General features: G+C 59.7%; 17 protein-coding genes. 12 read left to right on the top strand and 5 right to left on the bottom strand.

The features are described 5' to 3' along the window. Positions 1 to 120: 120 nt before the first annotated feature. From waaA to MB824_RS08610, 3 genes are all read left to right on the top strand, one after another. Positions 121 to 1,401 (top strand): lipid IV(A) 3-deoxy-D-manno-octulosonic acid transferase, encoded by a 1,281-nt coding sequence (gene waaA / locus MB824_RS08620; RefSeq protein ID WP_238748067.1) that lies wholly within the window; start codon positions 121 to 123, stop codon positions 1,399 to 1,401. A 211-nt stretch (positions 1,402 to 1,612) separates the two neighbouring features. Further along, on the top strand, positions 1,613 to 2,065 hold the full coding sequence (locus tag MB824_RS08615; protein ID WP_238748066.1) for a DUF6636 domain-containing protein: 453 nt from the start codon (positions 1,613 to 1,615) through the stop codon (positions 2,063 to 2,065). Positions 2,066 to 2,206: 141 nt separating this feature from the next. Continuing rightward, complete coding sequence (locus MB824_RS08610) at positions 2,207 to 4,402, top strand: RelA/SpoT family protein (protein ID WP_238748065.1); 2,196 nt, start codon at positions 2,207 to 2,209, stop codon at positions 4,400 to 4,402. A 301-nt stretch (positions 4,403 to 4,703) separates the two neighbouring features. Here the strand turns inward: MB824_RS08610 and MB824_RS08605 are convergent, their stop codons facing one another. The 4 genes from MB824_RS08605 to MB824_RS08590 all read right to left on the bottom strand — a co-directional run bounded on the left by MB824_RS08605 (position 4,704) and on the right by MB824_RS08590 (position 8,607). Then, positions 4,704 to 6,254 (bottom strand): L-lactate permease, encoded by a 1,551-nt coding sequence (locus MB824_RS08605; protein WP_238748064.1) that lies wholly within the window; start codon positions 6,252 to 6,254, stop codon positions 4,704 to 4,706. Positions 6,255 to 6,546: 292 nt separating this feature from the next. Beyond that, complete coding sequence (fabF, locus tag MB824_RS08600) at positions 6,547 to 7,794, bottom strand: beta-ketoacyl-ACP synthase II (protein WP_238748063.1); 1,248 nt, start codon at positions 7,792 to 7,794, stop codon at positions 6,547 to 6,549. 125 nt (positions 7,795 to 7,919) lie between these two features. Next, positions 7,920 to 8,156: an acyl carrier protein gene (gene acpP, locus MB824_RS08595; protein ID WP_238748062.1), complete on the bottom strand. Its 237-nt coding sequence runs from the start codon at positions 8,154 to 8,156 to the stop codon at positions 7,920 to 7,922. 178 nt (positions 8,157 to 8,334) lie between these two features. Continuing rightward, positions 8,335 to 8,607, bottom strand: a complete 273-nt coding sequence (locus tag MB824_RS08590; RefSeq protein WP_238748060.1) for an oxidative damage protection protein — start codon at positions 8,605 to 8,607, stop codon at positions 8,335 to 8,337. A 339-nt stretch (positions 8,608 to 8,946) separates the two neighbouring features. Between MB824_RS08590 and MB824_RS08585 the strand changes: the two genes are divergently transcribed. Next, a complete protein-coding gene (locus MB824_RS08585) occupies positions 8,947 to 9,354 on the top strand; it encodes a bacteriohemerythrin (RefSeq protein ID WP_238748058.1) in 408 nt (135 codons plus the stop codon). A gap of 202 nt (positions 9,355 to 9,556) precedes the next feature. Here the strand turns inward: MB824_RS08585 and fba are convergent, their stop codons facing one another. Then, complete coding sequence (fba, locus tag MB824_RS08580; protein ID WP_238748055.1) at positions 9,557 to 10,621, bottom strand: class II fructose-bisphosphate aldolase; 1,065 nt, start codon at positions 10,619 to 10,621, stop codon at positions 9,557 to 9,559. 386 nt (positions 10,622 to 11,007) lie between these two features. Here fba and MB824_RS08575 point away from each other — a divergent pair, with 386 nt between their 5' ends. From MB824_RS08575 to dnaE, 8 genes are all read left to right on the top strand, one after another. Continuing rightward, positions 11,008 to 12,645, top strand: a complete 1,638-nt coding sequence (locus MB824_RS08575) for an ABC transporter substrate-binding protein (RefSeq protein WP_238748053.1) — start codon at positions 11,008 to 11,010, stop codon at positions 12,643 to 12,645. Between the two features lie 101 nt (positions 12,646 to 12,746). Further along, the gene (gene oppB / locus MB824_RS08570; protein WP_238748050.1) at positions 12,747 to 13,670 is read left to right on the top strand and encodes an oligopeptide ABC transporter permease OppB; all 924 of its coding nucleotides are present in this window, start codon (positions 12,747 to 12,749) and stop codon (positions 13,668 to 13,670) included. Between the two features lie 113 nt (positions 13,671 to 13,783). Next, on the top strand, positions 13,784 to 14,689 hold the full coding sequence (gene oppC, locus MB824_RS08565) for an oligopeptide ABC transporter permease OppC (protein ID WP_238748049.1): 906 nt from the start codon (positions 13,784 to 13,786) through the stop codon (positions 14,687 to 14,689). Positions 14,690 to 14,726: 37 nt separating this feature from the next. Further along, entirely contained in the window at positions 14,727 to 15,743 is a 1,017-nt protein-coding gene (oppD, locus tag MB824_RS08560; RefSeq protein WP_238748048.1) for an oligopeptide ABC transporter ATP-binding protein OppD, read from the top strand. Then, entirely contained in the window at positions 15,740 to 16,744 is a 1,005-nt protein-coding gene (gene oppF, locus MB824_RS08555) for a murein tripeptide/oligopeptide ABC transporter ATP binding protein OppF (protein ID WP_238748047.1), read from the top strand. The genes oppD and oppF overlap by 4 nt, the downstream gene beginning before the upstream one ends. A gap of 209 nt (positions 16,745 to 16,953) precedes the next feature. Next, on the top strand, positions 16,954 to 17,784 hold the full coding sequence (locus tag MB824_RS08550; RefSeq protein ID WP_238748046.1) for a transporter substrate-binding domain-containing protein: 831 nt from the start codon (positions 16,954 to 16,956) through the stop codon (positions 17,782 to 17,784). 179 nt (positions 17,785 to 17,963) lie between these two features. After that, positions 17,964 to 18,701 carry an endonuclease/exonuclease/phosphatase family protein gene (locus tag MB824_RS08545; RefSeq protein WP_238748045.1) on the top strand — a complete coding sequence of 246 codons (738 nt, stop codon included), beginning with the start codon at positions 17,964 to 17,966 and terminating at the stop codon, positions 18,699 to 18,701. A gap of 296 nt (positions 18,702 to 18,997) precedes the next feature. Then, positions 18,998 to 22,444 carry a DNA polymerase III subunit alpha gene (gene dnaE, locus MB824_RS08540; protein WP_238748044.1) on the top strand — a complete coding sequence of 1,149 codons (3,447 nt, stop codon included), beginning with the start codon at positions 18,998 to 19,000 and terminating at the stop codon, positions 22,442 to 22,444. Positions 22,445 to 22,562 lie beyond the last annotated feature (118 nt).

Here is a 22,562-nt window from a genome sequence, read left to right as displayed (position 1 = left end):
CTGGCAGCGCCGTATCCGCTATATAATCCGCCCGCCGCACGGCCTTGCGCCCTGCTAAACCGTTTGTCCTTTTCCACCGCCGCCGAACAGGCAGCCTGAAAACTTCCCGCACCCGCCATCATGTTACGCAAACTCTATTCCGCCCTATGGTATTTCGCCGCCCCGCTGATCCGCCGCTATCTGCGCCGCCGCGCCGAGCAGGCGCCCGCCTATCTCGAGCATTGGAACGAGCGCTTTGGCGGCGCCTATCCCGATCCCGTGCAGGATGCCATCTGGGTGCACGCGGTGTCGGTGGGCGAAACCCGTGCCGCCGTGCCGCTGGTGGCCGAACTGCGCCGCCGCTTTCCCGACGCGCCGCTGCTGCTCACCCAGATGACCCCCACCGGCCGCACCGCCGCGCAAAGCCTGTTTGCCGATGCCCAATGCCGCTATCTGCCCTACGACCGCCCCGACTGGATCCGCCGCTTTCTGCGCGAACACCGGCCGCGCTTCGGCGTGCTGATGGAAACCGAATTGTGGCCGAACCTGCTCTACGGCTGCCGCGAAGAAAACGTACCGCTGTTTCTCGCCAACGCCCGCCTGTCGCCCCAGTCTTTCGACAGCTACCGCAAAGTCGCGCGGCTGGTTACGCCGATGCTGGGGCAGCTTTCAGGCTGCTTTGCCCAAACCGAAGCCGATGCCGCGCGGCTGGCCGAGCTTGGTGCGCCGGCGCCGCTGGTGTGCGGCAACACCAAATACGATGTTGAAATCCCGCCCGCCGCCGAAACCGCCGCCGCCGCGTTTCGCAGCCTGATTGGCGATCGGCCGGTATTGGTTGCCGCCAGCACCCGCACCCACGGCGACGAAGACGAAGCGGCGAAAATCCTTGCAGCCTGGCGCGCCTACCGCGGCGATGCGCTGCTGGTGCTCGTGCCGCGCCACCCCGAGCGTTTTCAGGCTGCTTTCGACAGCGCGCAGGCGCTCGGTTTCAAAGTGCAGCGGCGCAGCGACGGGCAGCCGCTTGCCGCCGACACCCAAGTGTGGATCGGCGACAGCATGGGCGAAATGTTTGCCTACTATCTGGCCGCCGATTTGGCGTTTGTCGGCGGCAGCCTGGTCGATACCGGCTGCCAGAACATCATCGAGCCGCTAGCCTGCGGCAAGCCGGTGCTGTTCGGCCCGTCCACCTACCATTTTCAGGCTGCCTGCGAAGGCGCGCTGGCCGCCGGCGCCGCCCTGCAGGTGCAAAGTGCGGATGAATTAACCGCACTGGCCGGCGAACTGCTGGCCAAGCCGCCGCGCTATGCCGATTTGGCGGTGCAGGCGCAGGATTTTGTCGGCCGCTACCGCGGCGCCAGCGCCAAAACCGCCGATGCTGTCGCCCAAGCGCTGAGCCGGCGGCAAGGCGTTCAGGCAGCCTGAAAAAACCAAACCTGTTGCGGTGCGGTTTTTTGCCATAAAAATGCGAAAATCAGGCGAAAAACGCGGCGGGCAGCCATTTTGTAGGCATTTTCCCGCCACTGTCCGCATTTTCGGGCGCCAAAGTTTGGGCAGCCCCGCCGCGATGGGCTAGAATCCCGCCTGCCGCCGCGCCTGCTGCGGCACCCGCTATTAGCTATTAAGGAGACCCCCCATGCGCCGCATTTTGCTGCCCTTTACCCTTTCCGCCGTTTTGCTCGGCCTGTCTGCCGCCGCGTCTGCCGGCGAAAGCATCCATTTCAACAGCCCCAGCGGCAAAATCCACTGTGCCGGCGATTCCCGCCTGGAGTTCGGCAAAGACGGCTGGTGGGGCGTTACCTGCGAAATCCGCGATTCCGTGGAAAACATCCGGCCGCAGCAAAAACGCCCGAGCGTTGAAGAATGCCCGCTCGATTGGGGCAACAGCTTTTCGCTGGAAGCCAACGGCCGGCCGACCGTCGATTGCCGCGGCGACACTTCCATGAAAGCCGGCAGCCCCACTCTGGCCTATGGCAAAACCATCCGCGGCCGCGGCTGGCAGTGCACCAGCCACCAAGACGGCATGCTGTGCAAAAACCGCAGCGGCCACGGCTTTAAGCTGAGCAGCAAGCTCCAGCAGTTGTTCTGATGCCGAATCTTTCAGGCTGCCTGAGCGTCTTTCAGGCAGCCGGCGCGGTTCGCGACTGTTAAATCTAACCATCTAAACCGATCTTTTTTCAGGCTGCCTGCCGGTTTTCAGGCTGCCTGTTACCCGCCACGGAATCCCGCCATGAGCGCCACACCTGAATACGAAACCTTCCGCCAAGCCTATCTGGACTACGCCGCAAGGCAGCCTGAAAACGACAAACGCTGCCTGCTGGCGGCTTTGTCGGCGGCGGATGCCCATTATCCGGCCGACGCGCAGACTTCTTTCGGCGAGCCTTTGCTCGCGCACCTTCTGGCGGCGGCGGATACGGCGGCGCAGATGGATCTGCTGCCCGACGCGGTGGCGGCAACGGTGCTGGCCGATATGCCGCGCCACTGGCCGCAATGGGAAGAAGAGTTGGCCGAATGCTGCGGCAAAACGGTGTGCACGCTGGTGCGTGGCATCGACGAAGTGCGCAAGCTCACCCATTTTGTCCGCGTCGATGCGCTGGCTTCGCCCGAAGAGCGCGCGGCGCAGGCCGAAACCATGCGCAAGATGCTGCTGGCGATGGTGTCGGACATCCGCGTGGTGCTGATTGCGCTGGCGCTGCGCACCCGCACCATGCAGTTTCTCGGCAGCGTGCCCGACAGCCCGGAAAAACGCGCCGCCGCCAAGGAAACGCTGGATATTTTCGCGCCGCTGGCCAACCGCCTGGGCGTGTGGCAGCTCAAATGGCAGCTCGAAGACTTGGGCTTCCGCCACCAGAATCCCGAAGAATACCGCCGCATTGCCAAGCTGCTCGATGAAAAGCGCGACGAGCGCCTGCAATACATCGACGCCTTTTTAGGCAGCCTGAAAGCCGAGCTGGCGGCGCACGGCATCCGCGATTACGACGTTGCCGGCCGCCCCAAACACATCTATTCCATCTACAAAAAGATGGTGAAGAAAAAGCTCGATTTCGACGGCCTGTTCGACATCCGCGCCGTGCGCGTGCTGGTGGGCACCGTGCCGGAGTGCTACACCGTGCTGGGTATCGTCCACAGCCTGTGGCAGCCGATTCCCGGCGAGTTTGACGACTACATCGCCAATCCCAAAGGCAACGGCTACAAATCGCTGCATACCGTGATCGTCGGCCCTGAAGACAAGGGCATCGAAGTGCAGATCCGCACCAAAGAAATGCACCAGTACAACGAATTCGGCGTGGCCGCGCACTGGCGCTACAAAGAAGGCGGCAAAGGCGATTCGGCCTACGAGCAGAAAATCGCCTGGCTGCGCCAGCTGCTCGACTGGCGTGAAAACATGGCCGAAAGCGGCAAAGAAGATCTGGCCGCCGCCTTCAAAACCGAGCTGTTCAACGACACCATCTACGTACTGAGCCCGCACGGCAAAGTGTTTTCCCTGCCCGCCGGCGCCACCCCCATCGACTTTGCCTACGCCCTGCACAGCGATTTGGGCAACCGCTGCCGCGGCGCCAAAGTGGACGGCCAGATCGTGCCGCTCTCCACCCCGCTGGAAAACGGCCAGCGCGTCGAAATCATCGCCGCCAAAGAAGGCGCGCCGTCGGTAAACTGGCTCTACGAAGGCTGGGTCAAATCTTCACGCGCCATCGCCAAAATCCGCGCCTACATCCGCCAGCAAAACGCCGACGCCGTGCGTGAAGAAGGCCGCAGCCAGTTTGAAAAAACCATCGCCAAGCTCGGCAGCAAGCCCAATTACCAGCAACTGTGCGAAAAACTCGGCTTCAAAAGCACCGACGAGCTTTACACCGCACTCGGCCAGGGCGAAATCACCCCCCGCGCCGTGCAAAAAGCCGCCGGCGCCCTGGACGAAACGCCAAAAGAGCCGGTGAGCGAGATCAGCATCGTCAAAAAATCCAAAATCAGCCAAGGCCGCAAAAACGGCATCCTGGTGGACGGCGAAGCCGGCCTGCTCACCACGCTGGCCAAATGCTGCAAACCCGCGCCGCCTGACGCCATCGTCGGCTTCGTTACCCGCGACCGGGGCATTTCCGTACACCGGCGCGGCTGCCCGTCTTTCGAGCATCTGGCCGCCACGCAGCCTGAAAAAGTGATGGCCGCCGAATGGGCGGCGCAGCACGACGGCAGCCAAGTGTTCGCCATCGACATCGAAATCCGCGCCCAAGACCGAAACGGCCTGCTGCGCGACGTTTCCGAAACGCTCTCGCGCCACAAAACCAACGTAACCGCCGTGCAAACCCAAAGCCGCAACCTGGAAGCCAGCATGCGCTTCACGCTGGAAGTCAAACAGGTAAACGACCTGCCGCGCGTACTGGCGGCGCTGGGCGAGATTAAGGGCGTAATCAGCGTGGCGCGGCTGTGAAAAAGCAAAAGGCAGCCTGAAACCTTTTCCCGCCCCAATCTCACCAAACAACGTCATTCCCGCGCAGGCGGGAATCTTGCTCGGTATTTGAAAATATTTGAAAAAACAAACCATTGCTGAAATTCCGACAAGATTCCCGCCTGCGCGGGAATGGCGTCGGGCGGGAAATTGGGTGTTTGGCAAAAGTAAAGCCGGCTTGGGTTTGTAATCTCAACTACGCTGATTTTTGAAGCAGCCTGAAAAAACAAGGCAGCCTGAAAACGTATTTTCCGTTTTCAGGCTGCCTTTTTATGCGGCCGAACTACAGCGCCAGCCAGCCGAAGCAGTACACCATAATCCCGGCAATCGCCACATAGGCCAGGGCATAGGGGATGGCGGAGCGCAGGAAGCTGCCTTCCTGGCCTTGCTGGTCGATGGCGGCGGCGGCGATGGCGATGCTCTGCGGCGAAACAATCTTGCCGCCGGTGGCACCGGCGGTGTTGGCGGCGGCCAGCCAGCTTTTGTCCACGCCGATCTGGTCGGCCACGGTGGCCTGCAGTTTGCCGAACAGGATATTGGACGAAGTGTCGCTGCCGGTGGCGAAGGTGCCGATGGCGCCCACCAGCGGGGCAAACAGCGGATACAGCCCGCCGGTGGCGGCAACCAGTGCGTTGGCAATCACGTTGATCATGCCGCTGTGGCTCATAATCGCGCTCATGGCCACCAGGCTGATGATGGTGGTGGCTGATGCTTTCATTTTCAGCGTGGTGGCGCCCAGAATCGCCATCAGCTTACCGGCTTTCACGCCCTGCACCAGGCCGCCGATAAAGGCGCCGAGAAACAGCATCAGGCCGGCATTGGAGAGCCAGCCGAAGTTGAAGGTTTTGCCTTCGGCGTAGATCGGCAGGTGGATTTTGCTCACCAGATGGCTTTTCAGAAAGCCGCTCACGGGGCCTGACAGCGGGCTGGCAAGGATGATAAACAGCAGGATAAAGCCGTACACCGCCCAGGCTTTGCCGATCTGCCCCCAAGTGAAGCTGCCGCCTTTGCCGCCTTCGGCAATTTTTGCATAGGCCACGATGAAGATAATGCAGGCGATGCTGCCCAAAATGGCCGGCGTTTCCGCGCCGATAAAGTAGGCGGCGGCAAACTGCACCGCCAGCGAAATCCCGCCGATAACGGCGGCCAGGATAATATTCGGAATCAGGTATTTGCGGCTGCGGTCAGTAAGAAACAGAATCACAAACGGCACCAGAAACATCAATACCGCCAACTGGATAACGGTATCGCCCGCCACGGCATGGGTTTGCGCGGCGGTCACTTCGGTGCCGTACACTTCTTTGGCCAGCGTCAGCACCGGCACGCCCACCGCGCCGAAGCCGGTGGCCACGCTGTTGCCGATCAGCGAAACCAGCGCGGAAAAGGCGGGCTTGAAACCCAGCCCGACCAAAATCGCCGCCGGAATCGCCACCGCCGTGCCAAAGCCCGCCATGCCTTCGAGCAGGCCGCCGAAGCCCCACACAATCAGCAGCACTTGCAGGCGCTTGTCTTCGGAGATGCTGATAAATTGCTGTTTGATCACGTCAATCTGCTTGCTTTCCAGCAGCACGTTGTAGCTGAACAGCGCCATCAGGATAATGATTAAAATCGGAAAAACGGCTTTGAGCACGCCTTCGGCAAACGCCCAGCCGACATAGGCGGCGGAATAATTTTTAGGCAGCGTGCCGAAGCCGTCCATATTCGGTACGGCAAATACCGCCACCAGGGCGGCGGCGGCCAGCGCCAGCAGCGCGCTTTTGTCGCCGCTCATTTTCAGCCACATCATCAGCACCAACAGCAGCAGAATGGGCAAAACAGAAAGCAAAATGCTCATGGTGTTCTTTATCCTCGGGTTGAAAGCCGCGATTGTAGCTTATTTCGCCCCGCGCATAGCCGGAATTGTTTGCGGCTAAGGGCTATATATCCGGCCGGCAAAAACGTAGTCGGCCTTGAGCCGCAATGCCCCGCCGTTTTTCAGGCTGCCTGCGGCTTTGGCTCGCAGTATAAAAAAGGCAGCCTGAAAGTCGGATTGGCGGTTTTCAGGCTGCTTTTGGTATCGCCGGAAAGTGAAAACGCCCCTGATGCGGATGGGGGGGGCGTTTGCCTTTTGGCGCGGTGCGGGCTTATCAGGACTCGAAGCGCTTGAATACCAGCGAGCCGTTGGTGCCGCCGAAACCGAAGGAATTGGAAACTGCGGCGCGGATGGGCATTTGCCGGGCTTGGTTGGCGCAGTAGTCCAAATCGCAGCCGCCTTCGATGTCTTGGTTAAAAATGTTGATGGTGGGCGGGGACACTTGGTGGTGAACCGCCAGCACGCTGTACACCGCTTCCACGCCGCCGGCGGCACCCAGCAGGTGGCCGGTCATCGATTTGGTGGAATTGACCACCAGTTTTTTGGCATGGTTGCCGAATACCGCTTTGAGCGCGTTGGTTTCGTTGGCGTCGCCCAGCGGGGTGGAGGTGCCGTGGGCGTTGACGTAGTCGATTTCGTCGGCGTTCAGACCGGCGTCGGCCAGCGCGTGGCGCAGGGCGAGGGCGGGGCCTTCGGCATTGGGGGCGGTGATGTGGTGGGCGTCGGAACTCATGCCGAAGCCGACCAACTCGGCATAGATTTTGGCGCCACGTTTTTTGGCATGCTCCAATTCTTCCAGCACCAGAACACCGGAGCCTTCGCCCATCACGAAGCCGTCTCGGTCTTTATCCCACGGGCGCGAGGCGGTGGCGGGGTCGTCGTTGCGGGTGGAAAGGGCTTTCATCGCGGCAAAACCGCCGATGCCGAGGGTGCATACCGCGCCTTCGGCGCCGCCGGCCAGCATCACGTCGGCATTGCCGTATTTGATCAGGCGGGCGGAATCGCCGATGGCGTGGGCGCCGGATGTGCAGGCGGAAACGATGCCGTAGCTGGGGCCGCGGTAGCCTTTGAGAATGGTAACGTGACCGGAAATCAGGTTGATCAGCGAGGCGGGGATGAAGAAGGGGTTGATTTTGCGCGGGCCGTCGGCAAAAACGGCGCGGGCGGTTTCTTCGATGGAGGGCAGGCCGCCGATGCCGGAGCCGATATTGACGCCGACGCGGTCTTTGTCGAGAGTCGGGCAGTCGTCAAGGCCGGCGTCGGCCACGGCCTGCAGGGCGGCGGCGATGCCGTAGTGGATGAAGCTGTCCATGCGGCGCGCTTCTTTGGGGCCGATGTACTGGTTGATGTCGAAATCTTTGACTTCGCCGGCAATCCGGCAGGCGAGATCGGAGGCATCAAAACGGGTAATGGCGCCGATGCCGCTTTTGCCGGCCAGCAGGTTGTCCCATGCGCTCGGGATGTCGTTGCCTACCGGCGATACCTGTCCCAAACCGGTGATGACTACTCGTCTTTGATTCATAAGTGTTTCTCTGTGTGATGTAAAGAATGCGCCGCCGCTGCCGGTTTTTTGCGCCGGTCAAGAGTGCGACAGCCTCCGATGCAGGAATATCCTTAATCAGAGGCTGTGGCGTAAGTGCGGCGAAATTAGGCCTGGTGCGCTTTGATGTAGTCGATCGCGGCCTGAACGGTTCTGATTTTTTCGGCTTCTTCGTCGGGAATTTCGCAGCCGAAAGCTTCTTCCAGAGCCATTACCAGTTCAACCACGTCCAGAGAATCGGCACCCAGGTCGTCTTCAAAGGAAGATTCGGGTTTGATGTCGGCTTCTTGAACGCCCAGTTGCTCGGCAACGATGCTGATGACTTTTTGTTGGATGTCTGACATTTGTGTAGTCCTTAAAATGAAAACTAAGCCTTGCGGCGGGAAAATTAGGGAAGTATCGCTGCGGCGGCGAACGCCTAGAGCTTTTTACCTATAATTGATGCTGCGCGATTTTAAACGCAATTATGCGATTTTGGCTACTCTTGGCCGAAAAATCTTTTCAGGCTGCCTGTGCGCCGTGTTATTCGCTGATGGGAACGTAGCCGGCAACCGCATCGGCGCCGTCGCCGAAAAAGTAGTTTTCCATCTGCTGCGCCAGATACTGGCGGGCTCGGGGGTCGGCCAGGCTGAGACGGTTTTCGTTGATGAGCATGGTTTGGTGGCGCGTCCAAGCGTCCCATGCTTCTTGGGAAACGTTTTCGAAAATGCGCTTGCCCAGTTCGTTGGGCAGCGGCGGGAATTTCATGCCTTCGGCTTCTTTGCCGAGTTTGACGCAATGTACCATGCGGCTCATTTGGTGTTCTCCTAAAGAGGAATGTGTGGAAACCGGCGCGCATATTAGCAAAATTTGCCGTAGCCGTCATGCGCCGAACTTTGGCACATAGGTGCCGAAATTGAGCCGAAATAAATGAGAGTGAGTATATATTATATTGTTTATTCTTGATTTTTTGCTTTTTAGGCTGCTTTTTGCGTATGCGCTTGCGCTTGGTAGGGGTGAAACTTGACGTAAGTCAATGATTGTTGCCGTATTACGGGTAAAGGCGCTGAAATTGCTTCTAAGGGCGCATATCCCCGCAACAGCCGCAGCAGCGGCCGTTGCGCACACCCACAACCCCTTGAAGGAGCATTTATTATGTCTTTTATTTTCTGGACTGCCGATCTGGACACCGGCTTTGACGACATCGACGAGCAGCACAAAATCCTGGTTGACCACATCAACAAACTCTACGATGTCAACGAAACCGGCGATCGCGAACAGATTTTGAACGAAATCCAAGGCGTAATCGACTACGCCGGTGTGCATTTCGGCCTGGAAGAGCAGATGCTTGCCGAAGCCCAGTATCCGATGCTGGAGCCGCACAAAAAAGTACACCAAAACTTCGTTACCAAGATGGTTGATTTCCAAAGCCGCTATGAAAACGGCGACAACGAAGCCGTAGCCGAAATGCTGAACCTGCTCGACGGCTGGTTGTTCCGCCACATCCGTCTGAACGACCACGGCTATATCGACTGTGTGAAAAAATCCGGCGTGCGCCGTTAAGCCGCTATCCGATAAAAGCAGCCTGAAAACCATGATTGGGGTTTTCAGGCTGCTTTATTGTTTGAGCGTTCCCGCTTTGTATCCCGGCCGACCGCCGTTATTGCGCCGGTGATGACGAAAAAGCCGGCTGCGTGCGGTGGGTGGCGTTTGAAAAGGCAGCCTGAAAGGTTTTCAGGCTGCCTTTTGCCGTATGAATCGGGCTTTATTTCACAATCTGTGCCAGCTCGCCTTTGGCATAGCGTTCGGCCATTTTTTCCAGCGATACCGGCTTGATTTTGCCGGCTTGGCCTTCGCAGCCGAAGGCTAAGTAGCGGGCGATGCAGATGTCCTTCATTGCTGACACGGTTTTGGCCAGGTATTTGCGCGGGTCGAATTCCGACGGGTTTTCGGCCATAAAGCGGCGGATGGCGCCAGTGGATGCCAGGCGCAGGTCGGTGTCGATATTGACTTTGCGCACGCCGTATTTGATGCCTTCGACGATTTCTTCCACCGGCACGCCGTAGGTTTCGCCGATGCTGCCGCCGTATTCGTTAATCACTTTGAGCCATTCTTGGGGAACGGAGCTGGAGCCGTGCATTACGATGTGGGTGTTGGGCAGCGCTTCGTGGATTTCTTTGATGCGGTCGATGCGCAGCACGTCGCCGGTGGGCGGGCGGGTGAATTTGTAGGCGCCGTGGCTGGTGCCGACGGCAATCGCCAGCGCATCGACGCCGGTGTCTTTCACAAAACGCACGGCGTCTTCCACGCTGGTGAGCATTTGGTCGTGAGAGAGCTTGCCGACTGCGCCGACGCCGTCTTCTTCGCCCGCTTCGCCGGTTTCCAGATTGCCTAATACGCCGATTTCGCCTTCCACCGACACGCCGCAGGCATGGGAGAAATTGACTACCGTGCGGGTTACATCGACATTGTATTCGTAGCTGGACGGGGTTTTGCCGTCGGCCAGTAGCGAGCCGTCCATCATCACCGAGCTGAAACCGAGCTGGATGGAGCGCTGGCACACATCGGGCGAAGCGCCATGGTCTTGGTGCATCACCACCGGAATATGCGGGAACTCTTCCACCGCTGCGAGAATCAGGTGGCGCAGAAAGGGCGCGCCGGCGTATTTGCGCGCGCCGGCCGAAGCCTGCACGATTACGGGCGCGTTTACCGCATCGGCGGCTTCCATAATGGCGCGCATCTGTTCGAGATTGTTGACGTTGAAGGCGGGCAGGCCGTAGCTGTGTTCGGCGGCGTGGTCGAGCAGCTGGCGCATTGAAACGAGTGCCATAAAGCGGGTGCTCCTGTTGTAAGCAGTACGGGTAATTAGCGATATAACTGTAACGCTATGTAATGAAGCGCGCGATTATATCAGCAGCGCCAAAGGCAAACCAAGGGCGCAGGCAGCCTGAAAACGATAGCTGATTCAGTTTTTTTACTTTTATCCGCGTAAACTTGCTTGACAATAGCGTAAATTTTTTTAAAGATACGCAGCCGCGACCGCATGGTAGCGGCCGCCGTTTTTTTATTGCCTGTAGTCTGCGGTATTTTTTTTTGAATTATCAGCCGGCTACGCACGCGGCGTATCGTAAAGGCAGCCTGAAAGCTGCCGCCACCCTCCCTCCGCGCTTTCGGGCTCGGGGGCAAAAGAAAAATAGCTGAAAGGATGGTATTCAAGTGAACCAAGCATATCGAATCTGGCTGGCCTTGGGGCTGGGCGCGGCGCTTGCCGCCTGCAGCGGCGAACCTGCCGCGCAAAAACCCATACAGGTGAGCAACGAACCGGCCGAAAAGCAGGAAATTGTGGTCAATAACGGCGCCGAGCCGGAAACGCTCGACCCGCACAAATCTTCCGGCGTGCCCGAAAGCAATATTCTCAACCAACTGCTGGTCGGTCTGACAGGCACCGATCCCGACGGCAAAACCGTTCCCGCGCTGGCGGAAAAATGGGAATCTGCCGACAACCAGACTTGGGTGTTCCACCTGCGCGAGGCGCAATGGAGTAACGGCGATCCGATTACCGCCGATGATTTTGTTTACAGCATGCGCCGCGTGGTCGATCCGCTGACCGCTTCGCCCTACGCTTCCTATCTGGGCGATGCCAAAGTGAAAAACGCCGAAGAAATCGCCAACGGCAAAGCCAAACCGGAAGAGCTGGGCGTAAAGGCGCTGGATGCCAAAACCCTGCAAATCACCCTGTCTTCGCCGGTACCGTATTTCCCCGATATGCTGGTGCACAGCTCCACCCGTCCGGTTAATGCCAAAGTAGTGGAAAAGCACGGCAGCAAGTGGACTCTGCCTGAAAACTTCGTCGGCAGCGGCCCTTTGCGTATTGCCGAGTGGGTGGTCAACGAAAAAATCGTGCTCGAGCGCAACGATAAATTTTTCGGTAACGCCGACAACAGCATCAGCCGCCTGACCGTTTTGCCGATTTCTTCGCCGATTACCGATGTCAACCGCTTTAAGGCGGGCGAAATCGATATGACTTACAACGATCTGCCCAGCGACCAGTTCAAGCAGCTGAAAGAAGAAATGGGCGATCAGATGAAAATCTCCCCCTATCTTTGCACCTATTATTACGAGTTCAACCACCGCCAGGCGCCGTTTGACAATCCGAAAGTGCGCCGCGCGCTGTCGCTGGCTTTCGACCGCGAGCTGTTTGTCGAGAAAATTGTCGGCCGCGGCGAAGCGCCGGCCTACCAGCTGACACCGACCGCCACCCAGGGCATGAAAGACTATGTGCCGGACTGGAAAGCCTGGGATAAGGCCAAGCGCTTGGAAGAAGCGAAAAAACTGCTGCAGGAAGCCGGCTACAGCGCCGAGAAGCCGCTGAAGTTTGAAATTCTCTACAACACCAACGAAAACCATAAGAAAAACGCTGTCGCCGTCGCCGCGCTGTGGAAAGAGAATCTCGGTTTTGTCGAAGCCGAACTCAACAACCAGGAATGGAAAACTTATCTCGACGGCAAGCGCAACGGCAAATTCCAAATGGCGCGCTCCGGCTGGTGCGGCGACTACAACGAACCGTCGGCCTTCCTTAACGTGTTCAAGTCCAACAACAGCAGCAACTACGGCCGCTACAACAGCCCGGCTTATGACGATTTGATGCGCCGGACGCTGGCACCCGGCGTCAGCAGCGAAGAGCGCGCCGAGCTTTATCACAAGGCCGAAGCTGAGCTCGACAAAGACAGCGCGTCGATTTTCGCCTACCACTATGTGAGCGCCCGTTTGGTCAAACCCTATCTGAGCGGCTATTCCGACCGCGACCCGCTGAACTACTGGCAGGCAAAAGACTGGAAAGTGATGAAACACTGACCGCCGCCGCTTGAGCTTCTCCCAATAAGGAAAAAGGTTTCAGGCTGTTCAGGCAGCCTGAAAACCGTTTTCCCATAATAAACTTCACAAACACTACCGCTATGCTGAAACTGATTCTCCGCCGCTTCTTGGAAGCCATTCCAACCATGCTGGTGCTGATTACCGTGTCCTTCTTCGTGATGCGGCTGGCGCCTGGCAGTCCCTTTACCGGCGAGCGTAACCTGCCGCCCGCCGTTCTGGCGAATATCGAAGCCAAATACCATCTGAACGACCCCATCTGGCTTCAGTATCTCAACTATCTCAAACAGCTGGCGCACGGAGATTTGGGGCCGTCCTTCAAATACAAGGACTACTCGGTCAACGAGCTTTTGGCGCAGGCGCTGCCGGTGTCTTTGGAAGTCGGCGTGTACGCCTTCATCATTGCCGTAATTGTCGGCATGCTGCTGGGCATTTTCGCCGCGCTCAAGCAAAACAGCTTTCTCGACTACGGCACCATGGCGCTGGCGATGACCGGCGTGGTCGTGCCCAGCTTCGTCAAAGGCCCGCTGATGGTGCTGGTGTTTGCCGTGATGCTCAAATGGTTTCCGGCCGGCGGCTGGAACGGCGGCGCGGTGCAGAATATGGTGCTGCCGGTGTTTGTGCTGTCGCTGTCGTATATCGCCGGCATTTCGCGGATTATGCGCGGTTCGATGATTGAAGTGATGAACAGCCCGTTTATCCGCACCGCCCGCGCCAAAGGCCTGTCCACTCCCTATATCGTGCTCAAGCACGCCCTGCGCCCCGCGATGCTGCCGGTGATTTCCTATCTCGGCCCGGCTTTCGTGGGCATCATCACCGGCGCGATTGTCATCGAGACCATCTTCGGCCTGCCCGGTATCGGCCAGCTGTTTGTCAACGGCGCGCTGAACCGCGACTACGGAATGGTACTCGGCCTGACCATTCTCGTCGGCGTCCTGACCATTCTCTTTAATGCGGTGGTCGACATCCTGTACGCGATGATCGATCCCAAAATCCGCATCGACTAAATCCCTGCCCGCCGCCGTGCAGCCTTTGCGCCAGCCCGATGCTGTCCCAAAGCGCTGCGCCGCCGCAGGCAGCCTGAAAAATACCCATACCGCAATCAAGGAACCATTTTGCTATGTTGAGCAAGAAACAAACCGAAGCCGTTGAGCAGATGGCGGCGGAAGCCGAAATCAAAGGCCGCAGCCTGTGGCAGGACGCCTGGCGCCGTTTCAAACGCAACAAGGCCGCGCTGGCCAGCGTGTTAATCGTCGCGCTGATTACCCTGTTCGTAATCTTCGTACCGCTGTTTTCCGGCTTCAATTACGCCGATCCCGACTGGAGCAATATGCAGATTGCCCCGTCAGTAGAAACCAAACACTATCTGGGCACCGACACCCTCGGCCGCGACCTTTTGGTGCGTGTGGCCATCGGCGGGCGCATTTCGCTGATGGTCGGCCTGGCCGGCGCGCTGGTGGCGGTGGTGGTCGGCACCGTGTACGGCGCGGTATCCGGCTATCTGGGCGGCAAGGTCGATACCCTGATGATGCGCTGGCTGGAAATTCTCGGTGCCTTCCCGTTTATGTTTTTCGTGATCCTGCTGGTTACTTTCTTCGGCCGCAACCTGATCCTGATTTTCGTCGCCATCGGCATGGTGTCGTGGCTGGACATCGCCCGTATCGTCCGCGGCCAGACCCTCGGCCTCAAGCGCAAGGAATTTATCGAAGCGGCGCACGTTTGCGGCGTGTCCGACGTCAATATCGTGCTGCGCCACATCGTGCCCAACGTGCTGGGCGTGGTAGTGGTGTATGCCTCGCTGCTGGTGCCCGGCATGATTATGTTCGAATCCTTTCTCAGCTTCCTCGGCTTGGGCGTGCAGGAGCCGATGACCAGTTGGGGCGCGCTGCTGCAGGAAGGCGCGCAGACCATGCAGGTAGCGCCGTGGCTGTTGCTGGTGCCCTCCGCCTTTCTGGTTACCACGTTGTTTTGCTTTAACTTCATCGGCGACGGCCTGCGCGACGCCCTCGACCCGAAAGACCGCTGAGTATTTTCAGGCTGCCTGAAACAAACGGAAAAAAACTATGGACACACCACTGCTGCAAGTACGCGATTTGCGCGTGCAGTTCAAAACCGAAGACGGCCAGGTTACCGCCGTCAACAATCTCAACTTCGTGCTGCGTCAGGGCGAAACCCTCGGTATCGTCGGCGAATCCGGTTCCGGCAAATCGCAAACCGCCTTCGCCATCATGGGGCTGCTGGCGAAAAACGGCATCACCTCCGGTTCGGTGCAGTACGACGGCCGCGAGATTCTCGGCCTGCCCGCCAAAGAGCTGAACAAAATCCGCGCCGAACAGATCGCCATGATTTTCCAAGACCCGATGACCTCGCTCAATCCCTATATGCGCGTCGGCGACCAGTTGGCCGAAGTGCTGCGCCTGCACAAAGGCATGAGCAAGTCCGACGCCTGGGCCGAGTCGCTGAAAATGCTCGATGCGGTCAAAATCCCCGAAGCGAAAAAACGCATCGGCATGTATCCGCACGAATTTTCCGGCGGCATGCGCCAGCGTGTGATGATTGCGATGGCGCTGCTGTGCCGTCCGCGCCTGCTGATTGCCGACGAACCCACCACTGCGCTCGACGTAACCGTGCAGGCACAGATTATGGCGCTGTTAAACGAGCTCAAACGCGACTTCAACACCACCATCATTATGATTACCCACGATTTGGGCGTGGTGGCCGGCATCTGCGACCGCGTGCTGGTGATGTACGCCGGCCGCACCATGGCCTACGGCCCCACCCACGAAATCTTCTACCACCCCACCCATCCCTACACCATCGGCCTGCTCGGCGCCGTGCCGCGGCTGGACGGCAACGAAGCCGAGCTCAAAACCATCCCCGGCAACCCGCCCAACCTGCTGCGCCTGCCGCAGGGCTGTCCCTTCCAAGAGCGCTGCAGCTATGTGATGGACATCTGCCGCACCACCCCGCCCGAACTCAAATTCCTGCCCAACGACCGCCAGCGCGCCTGCCATTGGGAACACCCGCACCACAACATCGCCATCGAACCCGCAGCCGTTCAGGAAGGAGCCGCACGATGAGCAGCCAGCCCCTATTGCAAGTACGCGACGTGCAAACCCACTTCAACATCAAGCGCGACGGCGCGATGTTCTGGCAAAAACCCGCCACCCTCAAAGCCGTCAACGGCGTATCTTTCGATCTCAAAGCCGGCGAAACCCTCGGCGTGGTCGGCGAATCGGGCTGCGGCAAATCCACCCTTGCCCGCACCATTATCGGCCTGGTCAAAGCCCGCTCCGGCAGCATTTTGTTTGACGGCGAAGAGCTGGTCGGCCTGTCGCCCAAAGCCATGCGGCTCAAGCGCAAAGACATCCAGATGATCTTCCAAGACCCGCTGGCATCGCTCAATCCCCGCATGAGTGTCGGCCGCATCATCGCCGAGCCGCTGCGCACCTACTATCCCAATCTCAGCGATGAAGAAGTCCAGCAGCGCGTGTACACCATGATGGAAAAAGTCGGCCTGCTGCGCAGCCAGATTAACCGCTACCCCCACGAATTTTCCGGCGGCCAGTGCCAGCGCATCGGCATCGCCCGCGCCCTGATCCTGCAGCCCAAGCTGATTATCTGTGACGAGCCGGTGTCTGCGCTCGACGTTTCCATTCAGGCGCAGGTGGTCAACCTGCTCAAGCAGGTGCAAAAAGAAATGGGGCTGGCGCTGATTTTCATCGCCCACGACCTTTCCGTGGTCAAACACATTTCCGACCGCGTGCTGGTGATGTATCTGGGCAACGCCATCGAGCTTGGCACCGACAGCGCGGTGTACGACCACCCCACCCACCCCTACACCCAGGCGCTGATGTCCGCTGTGCCGCTGCCCGACCCCGATGCCGAGCGCAGCAAAGTCATCCAGCTTTTGCCCGGCGATCTGCCCAGCCCCATTAATCCCCCTTCAGGCTGCGTCTTCCGCACCCGCTGCCCGATTGCCGACAGCGAATGCGCCGAAAGCAAGCCGGCCATGGTCGGCAACGACATCCACCAAGCCGCCTGCCTGAAAAACCGCGTCCCCGAGATTGCCCAGCGCTAAAGTACGGATGGTAAAAAGCAGCCTGAAAGCCCGCAAAAACGGTTTTCAGGCTGCCTTTGTTTTTCAGGCTGCTTTCTAGTAAGGCAGGTTGGGTCTTGACCCAACGCTTGCTGAAAAAAACAGGCCGCGTTCTGAAGCATAGCGCCGAAAGTTCTATGTTTGGCGGGCGCCGGCCTATACAATCCCGTCCTTTTACCGTGAAGGAGAGCATGATGCTGAAAAAAGTCCTGTTTGGCGCCGCGCTGGCGCTGAGCCTTGCCGCCTGCAGCCAGGAGGGCGGCGCCCCCGCCCAGAGCAGTGCCCCGCAGCCTGAAGCCGCGGCCGGTAGCCTGATAAACAAAATCAACAATAAAGAAACCCTGCTGGTCGGCACCATGGGCACTTACGCGCCCTTTACCTACCACGACCAGGACGGCAAGCTCACCGGTTACGATGTCGAAGTTACCCGCGCGGTTGCCGCCAAGTTGGGGGTGCAGGTCGAATTTAAGGAAACGCCGTGGGATGCGATGATGGCCGGCCTGAAAGCGGGGCGCTTCGATCTGGTGGCCAACCAGGTGGCGCTGACCACGCCCGAGCGCCAGGCGACGTTTGACAAGGCCGAGCCCTACAGCTGGAGCGGCAAGATGATTGTCGCCCGCACCGACCACGCGCCGATTGCCAAGCTCGAAGACATCAAGGGCGTGAAAACCGCGGTGATGCTCTCGTCCAACTACGACGAAGTCGCGCAGAAAATGGGCGCCGATATCGTCCACACCGACACCATGGCGCAGGGGCTGCTGATCGTGCAGCAAAAGCGCGCGGAGATTACGCTGAACGACGAACTCTCGCTCTTGGACTACCTGAAGAAAACCCCAAATTCCGGCCTGAAATCGGTATGGCGCACGCCGTCTGAAGAGAAGCTTGGCGCCGGCCTGGTAATCAACAAGGGCAACGACGAAGCGCTGGCGAAAATCAACGCGGCGATGAAAGAGCTGCAGCAGGACGGCACGCTGAAGAAACTCGGCGAGCAGTTTTTCGGTGAAGACGTCAGCGTGAAATAGGCAGCCTGAAAGCCGGTTTTGCCTGATAAAGTAGCCTGAAAGCGGGATCATCCGTTTTCAGGCTGCTTTTTGCCTGCCGCGCCGGCAAAACGGTATGTGCGGCGCCCTATTATTTGGTACCCTGCGTGCTGACCGTATCGGTATCGTTGCCGCCGTCCTTTTTTGCCCGACTGCCCGCCATGCGTATTCTCAGCTACAACATTCAGGCTGCCATCGCCGCCGACAGCTATCTCAGCTATCTCACCCGCCTGCACCGCCAAGTGCTGCCCGGCGCCGCCAAAGAGCGCACGCTTTCGCGCATTGCCGCCTATATCAGCGCGTTTGACGTGGTCTGCCTGCAGGAAATCGATCTCGGCGGCCTGCGCAACGGCTTCAAAAGCCAGGTGCGCCAGCTGCTCGATGCCACGCCGTTCAGCCATTATGTTGCCCAGACCAACCGCGCCGTCGGCAAGCTGTCGCTGCACGGCAATCTGATTTTGTCGAAACTGCCGCTGCGCGAAGTGTGCAACGCGCCGCTGCCCTCGCGCATTCCCGGCCGCGGCATGCTCGCCGCCGCCATCGGCCGGGGCGACGATGAAATCGTAGTTGCCAACGTCCATCTCAGCCTCGGCCGGCTCGACCAATACCGCCAGCTGCGCCACATCCGCCAAGCCCTGTCGCCCTACCGCCGCGTGTGCCTGCTGGGCGACTTCAACTGCCCGCCGCAGGCGCGCCAGCTTTCGGTGCTCACCGCCCACGGCTACCGCCACATCAAAGGCTGTTTGCCCACCTATCCCAGCTGGCGGCCAACGCAGGCGCTCGACCATATCTTTCTCAAGGGCAGCCTGAACGGCCACGGCCTGCCGCAATTATTTGTCGCTTCCGACCATCTGCCGGTGGCGGTACTGGTGGAAACCGCAGCCGGTGGCGATATTTAACGGCAGCCTGAAAGCAGCAGCCTGCCGCATCCCCAAAGCAGCCTGAAAGCCGCAATCGTGCTTTCAGGCTGCTTTTTGCTGTGAAGCGTGCCGGCTGTGCCGTTCTCCGCGGCAGCCTGAAAACCGCAATGCCCCCGTTTTGCGCCGGCAGGCGGCGGCTCGGCTTTCAGGCTGCCTGCATCCGGCCTAAGCCGCTGTTTTTCAGGCTGCCGGCACGCGGGGCAAAGGCAGCCTGAAAGGCGGGGCGGCGGCGGGGCTGTGTTAGAATCCCGCCTTTGTTTTTCAGGCTGCCTGCCATGTCCTCTCCCCGCTACATCCCCCTGCGCGCCCATTCCGAATTTTCGATTACCGACGGCATTATCCGCATCAAAGACCTGGTCAAACGCGCCGCCGCCGACGGCAGTCCGGCGCTGGGGCTGACCGACCTGATGAATGTGTTCGGGCTGGTGAAGTTCTACAAAACCTGCATGGGCGCGGGCATCAAGCCGCTGATGGGCGCCGACGTGCGCATCGCCAATCCCGACCGCCCCGAAGCGCCCTACCGTGCGCTTTTGCTGATCCGCAACCACGCCGGCTATGTGCGCCTGAGCGAACTTTTAACCGCCGCCTACACCGATGCCGCCCGCAGCGAGCCGGCTTGTTTGCAGCCCGAGTGGCTGGAAGCGGGCGACAACAGCGGGCTGCTGTGCCTGTCCGGCGCACATCTGGGCGAAGTGGGCGCGCAGCTGATGCTGGGGCAGCCTGAAAAAGCCGCCGCCGCCGCCCGCCGTTATGCCACGCTGTTTCCCGATGCCTTTTATCTGGAATTGCAGCGCCTGCCGGAAAAGCCGGAATGGGAAACGGCGGTTTCAGGCAGCCTGAAACTGGCGCAGGAAATGGATTTGCCGGTGGTGGCGACCCATCCGGCACAGTTTATGGCGCGCGAAGACTTCACCGCCCACGAAGCGCGAGTGTGCATTGCCGGTGGCTGGACGCTGGCCGACAAAAAACGGCCGCAGGAATTCGCGCGCAGCCAGTATTTCGCCACGCCGCAGGAAGTGGCCGAACGCTTTGCCGACGTGCCCGAGGCGCTGGCCAACACGCTGGAAATCGCCAAGCGCTGCAATCTCACGCTCACTTTGGGCAAAAACTTCCTGCCGCTGTTTCCCACGCCCGAGGGCATGAGTTTGGACGACTACCTGACCAAACTCTCCAACGAAGGCCTGCAGGAGCGCATGGCGCAGCTGTATCCCGACGAGTCCGAGCGCGCGGCGAAAATGCCGGAATATCAGGCGCGGCTGGATTTTGAACTGGGCATCATCATCCAGATGCAGTTTCCGGGCTACTTCCTGATCGTGCAGGATTTTATCAACTGGGCGAAGCAAAACGGCTGCCCTGTCGGCCCGGGACGCGGCTCGGGTGCCGGCTCGCTGGTGGCCTATTCGCTGAAAATCACCGATCTCGACCCGTTGAAATACGCGCTGCTGTTCGAGCGCTTTCTCAATCCCGAGCGGGTGTCGATGCCCGACTTCGATATCGACTTCTGCCAGTCCAACCGCGGCCGCGTAATCGAATATGTGCGCGAAAAATACGGCGCCCAGGCGGTGAGCCAGATTGTTACCTTCGGCACGCTGTCGTCCAAGGCCGTGATCCGCGACGTCGGCCGCGTGCTCGATCTGCCCTTTTCGCTGTGCGACAGATTGTCCAAGCTGATTCCGTTGGAAGCCAACAAGCCGCTGAGCCTGGAAAAAGCGATGGAAGCCGAACCGCAGATCCGCGAGCTGATCGAAGCCGAGGAAGCGGACGAGCTGATGGTGCTGGCGCAAAAGCTGGAAGACTTGACGCGCGGCCTGGGTATGCACGCCGGCGGCGTATTGATCGCACCGGGCAAGATTTCCGATTTCAGTCCGGTGTATCAGGCCGATGCGTCGTCGTCGCCGGTATCGATGTACGACAAGGGCGACATCGAAGACATCGGCCTGGTGAAATTCGACTTTCTCGGCCTGCGCAACCTGACCATTATCGAAATGGCGCAGGACAATATCCGCGCCACCACCGGCGATGCCGTCGATGTGGCCGCCATCCCGCTCGACGATCAGGCGGCCTACCAGATTTTCCGCGACGCCAACACCACCGCCGTTTTCCAGTTTGAATCCAGCGGCATGAAGCGGATGCTGAAAACTGCCCACACCACCAAGTTTGAAGAACTGATCGCCTTTGTGTCGCTCTACCGCCCGGGGCCGATGGACAACATCCCCGATTTCGTCGCCCGCATGAAAGGCGAGAAATTCGCCTATATCCACCCGCTGCTGGAGCCGGTTTTGGAGCCGACTTACGGCATTATGGTTTACCAGGAGCAGGTGATGCAGGCCGCGCAGATTATCGGCGGCTACTCGCTCGGCGGCGCCGACCTGCTGCGCCGCGCGATGGGCAAGAAAAAGCCCGAAGAGATGGTCAAGCACCGCGAAATCTTCGCCGAAGGCGCCGCCAAACAAGGCATCTCCCGCGCCAAAGCCGACGAAATCTTCGACTATATGGAAAAATTCGCCGGCTACGGCTTCAACAAATCCCACGCCGCCGCCTATGCCCTGATTTCCTATCAGACCGCCTGGCTCAAAGCCCACTATCCCGCCGAATTCATCGCCGCCACCATGTCCAGCGAACTGGACAACACCGACCAGCTCAAAGTCTTTTTCGACGACGCCCAAAGCAGCCTGAACGGCATCACCTTCCTGCCGCCCGACATCAACGAATCCGACTACCGTTTCGTACCCGACGGCCAAAAACACATCCGCTACGCGCTCGGCGCCATCAAAGGCACCGGCGAAGCCGCTGTTGCCGACATCGTTGCCGCCCGCAAGGCCGGCGGAAAATTCAAAGACCTGTTCGACTTTTGCGAGCGCGTCGGCAAGCAGCACGTCAACCGCCGCACCATCGAAGCCCTGATCCGCGGCGGCGCCTTCGACAGCATCGAGCCCAACCGCGCCATGCTGTTGGCCAACGTCGAACTGGCCATGAACCATGCCGAACAAAAAGCCGACAACGCCAACCAGGGCGGGCTGTTCGATATGGTCGAAGACGCCATCGAAGCGCTCACGTTCGTTCCCCACGCCCCGTGGAGCGAAGCCGAACAGCTGGCCGAAGAAAAGCAGGCCGTCGGCTTTTACCTTTCCGGCCACCCCTTCTCGCCCTACGCCGGCGAAGTGCGCGAACTGGCCAAAACCCCGCTCGCCCAACTGCGCCCGCAAGAAGGCAGCGTGCGCGTGGCCGGCTTTGCCACCGGCATCCGCAGCATCATGGGCAAGCGCGGCCGCGTCGTCTTTATCCAGCTCGAAGACGACAGCGGCAAAGCCGAAGTAACCGTTGCCGGCGAACTGCTCGACGAGCTGCCGCGCGAAACACTCAAAAGCGACCAGATACTGGTGTGCGACTGCCGCATCTCCGCCGACACCTTCAGCAGCGAAGGCGGCTTGCGCATCCACGCCAACAGCGTACTCACGCTCAACCAGGCGCGCTGCCACTATGCCGCCGCCCTGACCCTGCATCTGGAGCCGCACCACGACATCGCCGCCCTGGCCGAACTGCTGCGCCCGCACACCGACCCCGCCGCCGAACGCCGCATCCCCGTGCGCCTGAACTACCGCAACCGCCACGCCGCCGGCAGCCTGATGCCCGCCGCCCAATGGCGCACCGCCCCCAACCCCGAACTGCTCGCCGCCCTGGAAACCCTGCTCGGCAACCGCGCCGTGCAGATCGACCGCTAACGGCAGCCTGAAAAAAGCAGCCTGAAAACCGTTTGTTTGGCTTTCAGGCTGCTTTTTGTATTTCAGGCTGCTGCGAATATCACCGGCAGCCTGAAACAGGAAGCAGATTAGGCAGGTA

Origin of the sequence: Kingella pumchi, from assembly GCF_022288825.1 — a bacterium.
Lineage (GTDB): Bacteria > Pseudomonadota > Gammaproteobacteria > Burkholderiales > Neisseriaceae > Kingella_D > Kingella_D pumchi.
Note: the sequence above shows the minus strand (reverse complement) of the source record. Positions and strands in the feature narration are given on the sequence as shown.

Bases quoted from the DNA above. Each gene is read 5' to 3' on its own strand.
- MB824_RS08615 (WP_238748066.1), top strand. From the start codon at position 1,613: ATGCGCCGCATTTTGCTGCCCTTTACCCTTTCCGCCGTTTTGCTCGGC.
- MB824_RS08545 (WP_238748045.1), top strand. From the start codon at position 17,964: ATGCGTATTCTCAGCTACAACATTCAGGCTGCCATCGCCGCCGACAGC.
- MB824_RS08610 (WP_238748065.1), top strand. From the start codon at position 2,207: ATGAGCGCCACACCTGAATACGAAACCTTCCGCCAAGCCTATCTGGAC.
- MB824_RS08550 (WP_238748046.1), top strand. From the start codon at position 16,954: ATGATGCTGAAAAAAGTCCTGTTTGGCGCCGCGCTGGCGCTGAGCCTT.
- dnaE (WP_238748044.1), top strand. From the start codon at position 18,998: ATGTCCTCTCCCCGCTACATCCCCCTGCGCGCCCATTCCGAATTTTCG.
- MB824_RS08590 (WP_238748060.1), bottom strand. From the start codon at position 8,607: ATGAGCCGCATGGTACATTGCGTCAAACTCGGCAAAGAAGCCGAAGGC.
- MB824_RS08605 (WP_238748064.1), bottom strand. From the start codon at position 6,254: ATGAGCATTTTGCTTTCTGTTTTGCCCATTCTGCTGCTGTTGGTGCTG.
- fba (WP_238748055.1), bottom strand. From the start codon at position 10,621: ATGGCACTCGTTTCAATGCGCCAGCTGCTCGACCACGCCGCCGAACAC.
- acpP (WP_238748062.1), bottom strand. From the start codon at position 8,156: ATGTCAGACATCCAACAAAAAGTCATCAGCATCGTTGCCGAGCAACTG.
- fabF (WP_238748063.1), bottom strand. From the start codon at position 7,794: ATGAATCAAAGACGAGTAGTCATCACCGGTTTGGGACAGGTATCGCCG.
- oppC (WP_238748049.1), top strand. From the start codon at position 13,784: ATGTTGAGCAAGAAACAAACCGAAGCCGTTGAGCAGATGGCGGCGGAA.
- oppB (WP_238748050.1), top strand. From the start codon at position 12,747: ATGCTGAAACTGATTCTCCGCCGCTTCTTGGAAGCCATTCCAACCATG.
- oppF (WP_238748047.1), top strand. From the start codon at position 15,740: ATGAGCAGCCAGCCCCTATTGCAAGTACGCGACGTGCAAACCCACTTC.
- oppD (WP_238748048.1), top strand. From the start codon at position 14,727: ATGGACACACCACTGCTGCAAGTACGCGATTTGCGCGTGCAGTTCAAA.
- waaA (WP_238748067.1), top strand. From the start codon at position 121: ATGTTACGCAAACTCTATTCCGCCCTATGGTATTTCGCCGCCCCGCTG.
- MB824_RS08585 (WP_238748058.1), top strand. From the start codon at position 8,947: ATGTCTTTTATTTTCTGGACTGCCGATCTGGACACCGGCTTTGACGAC.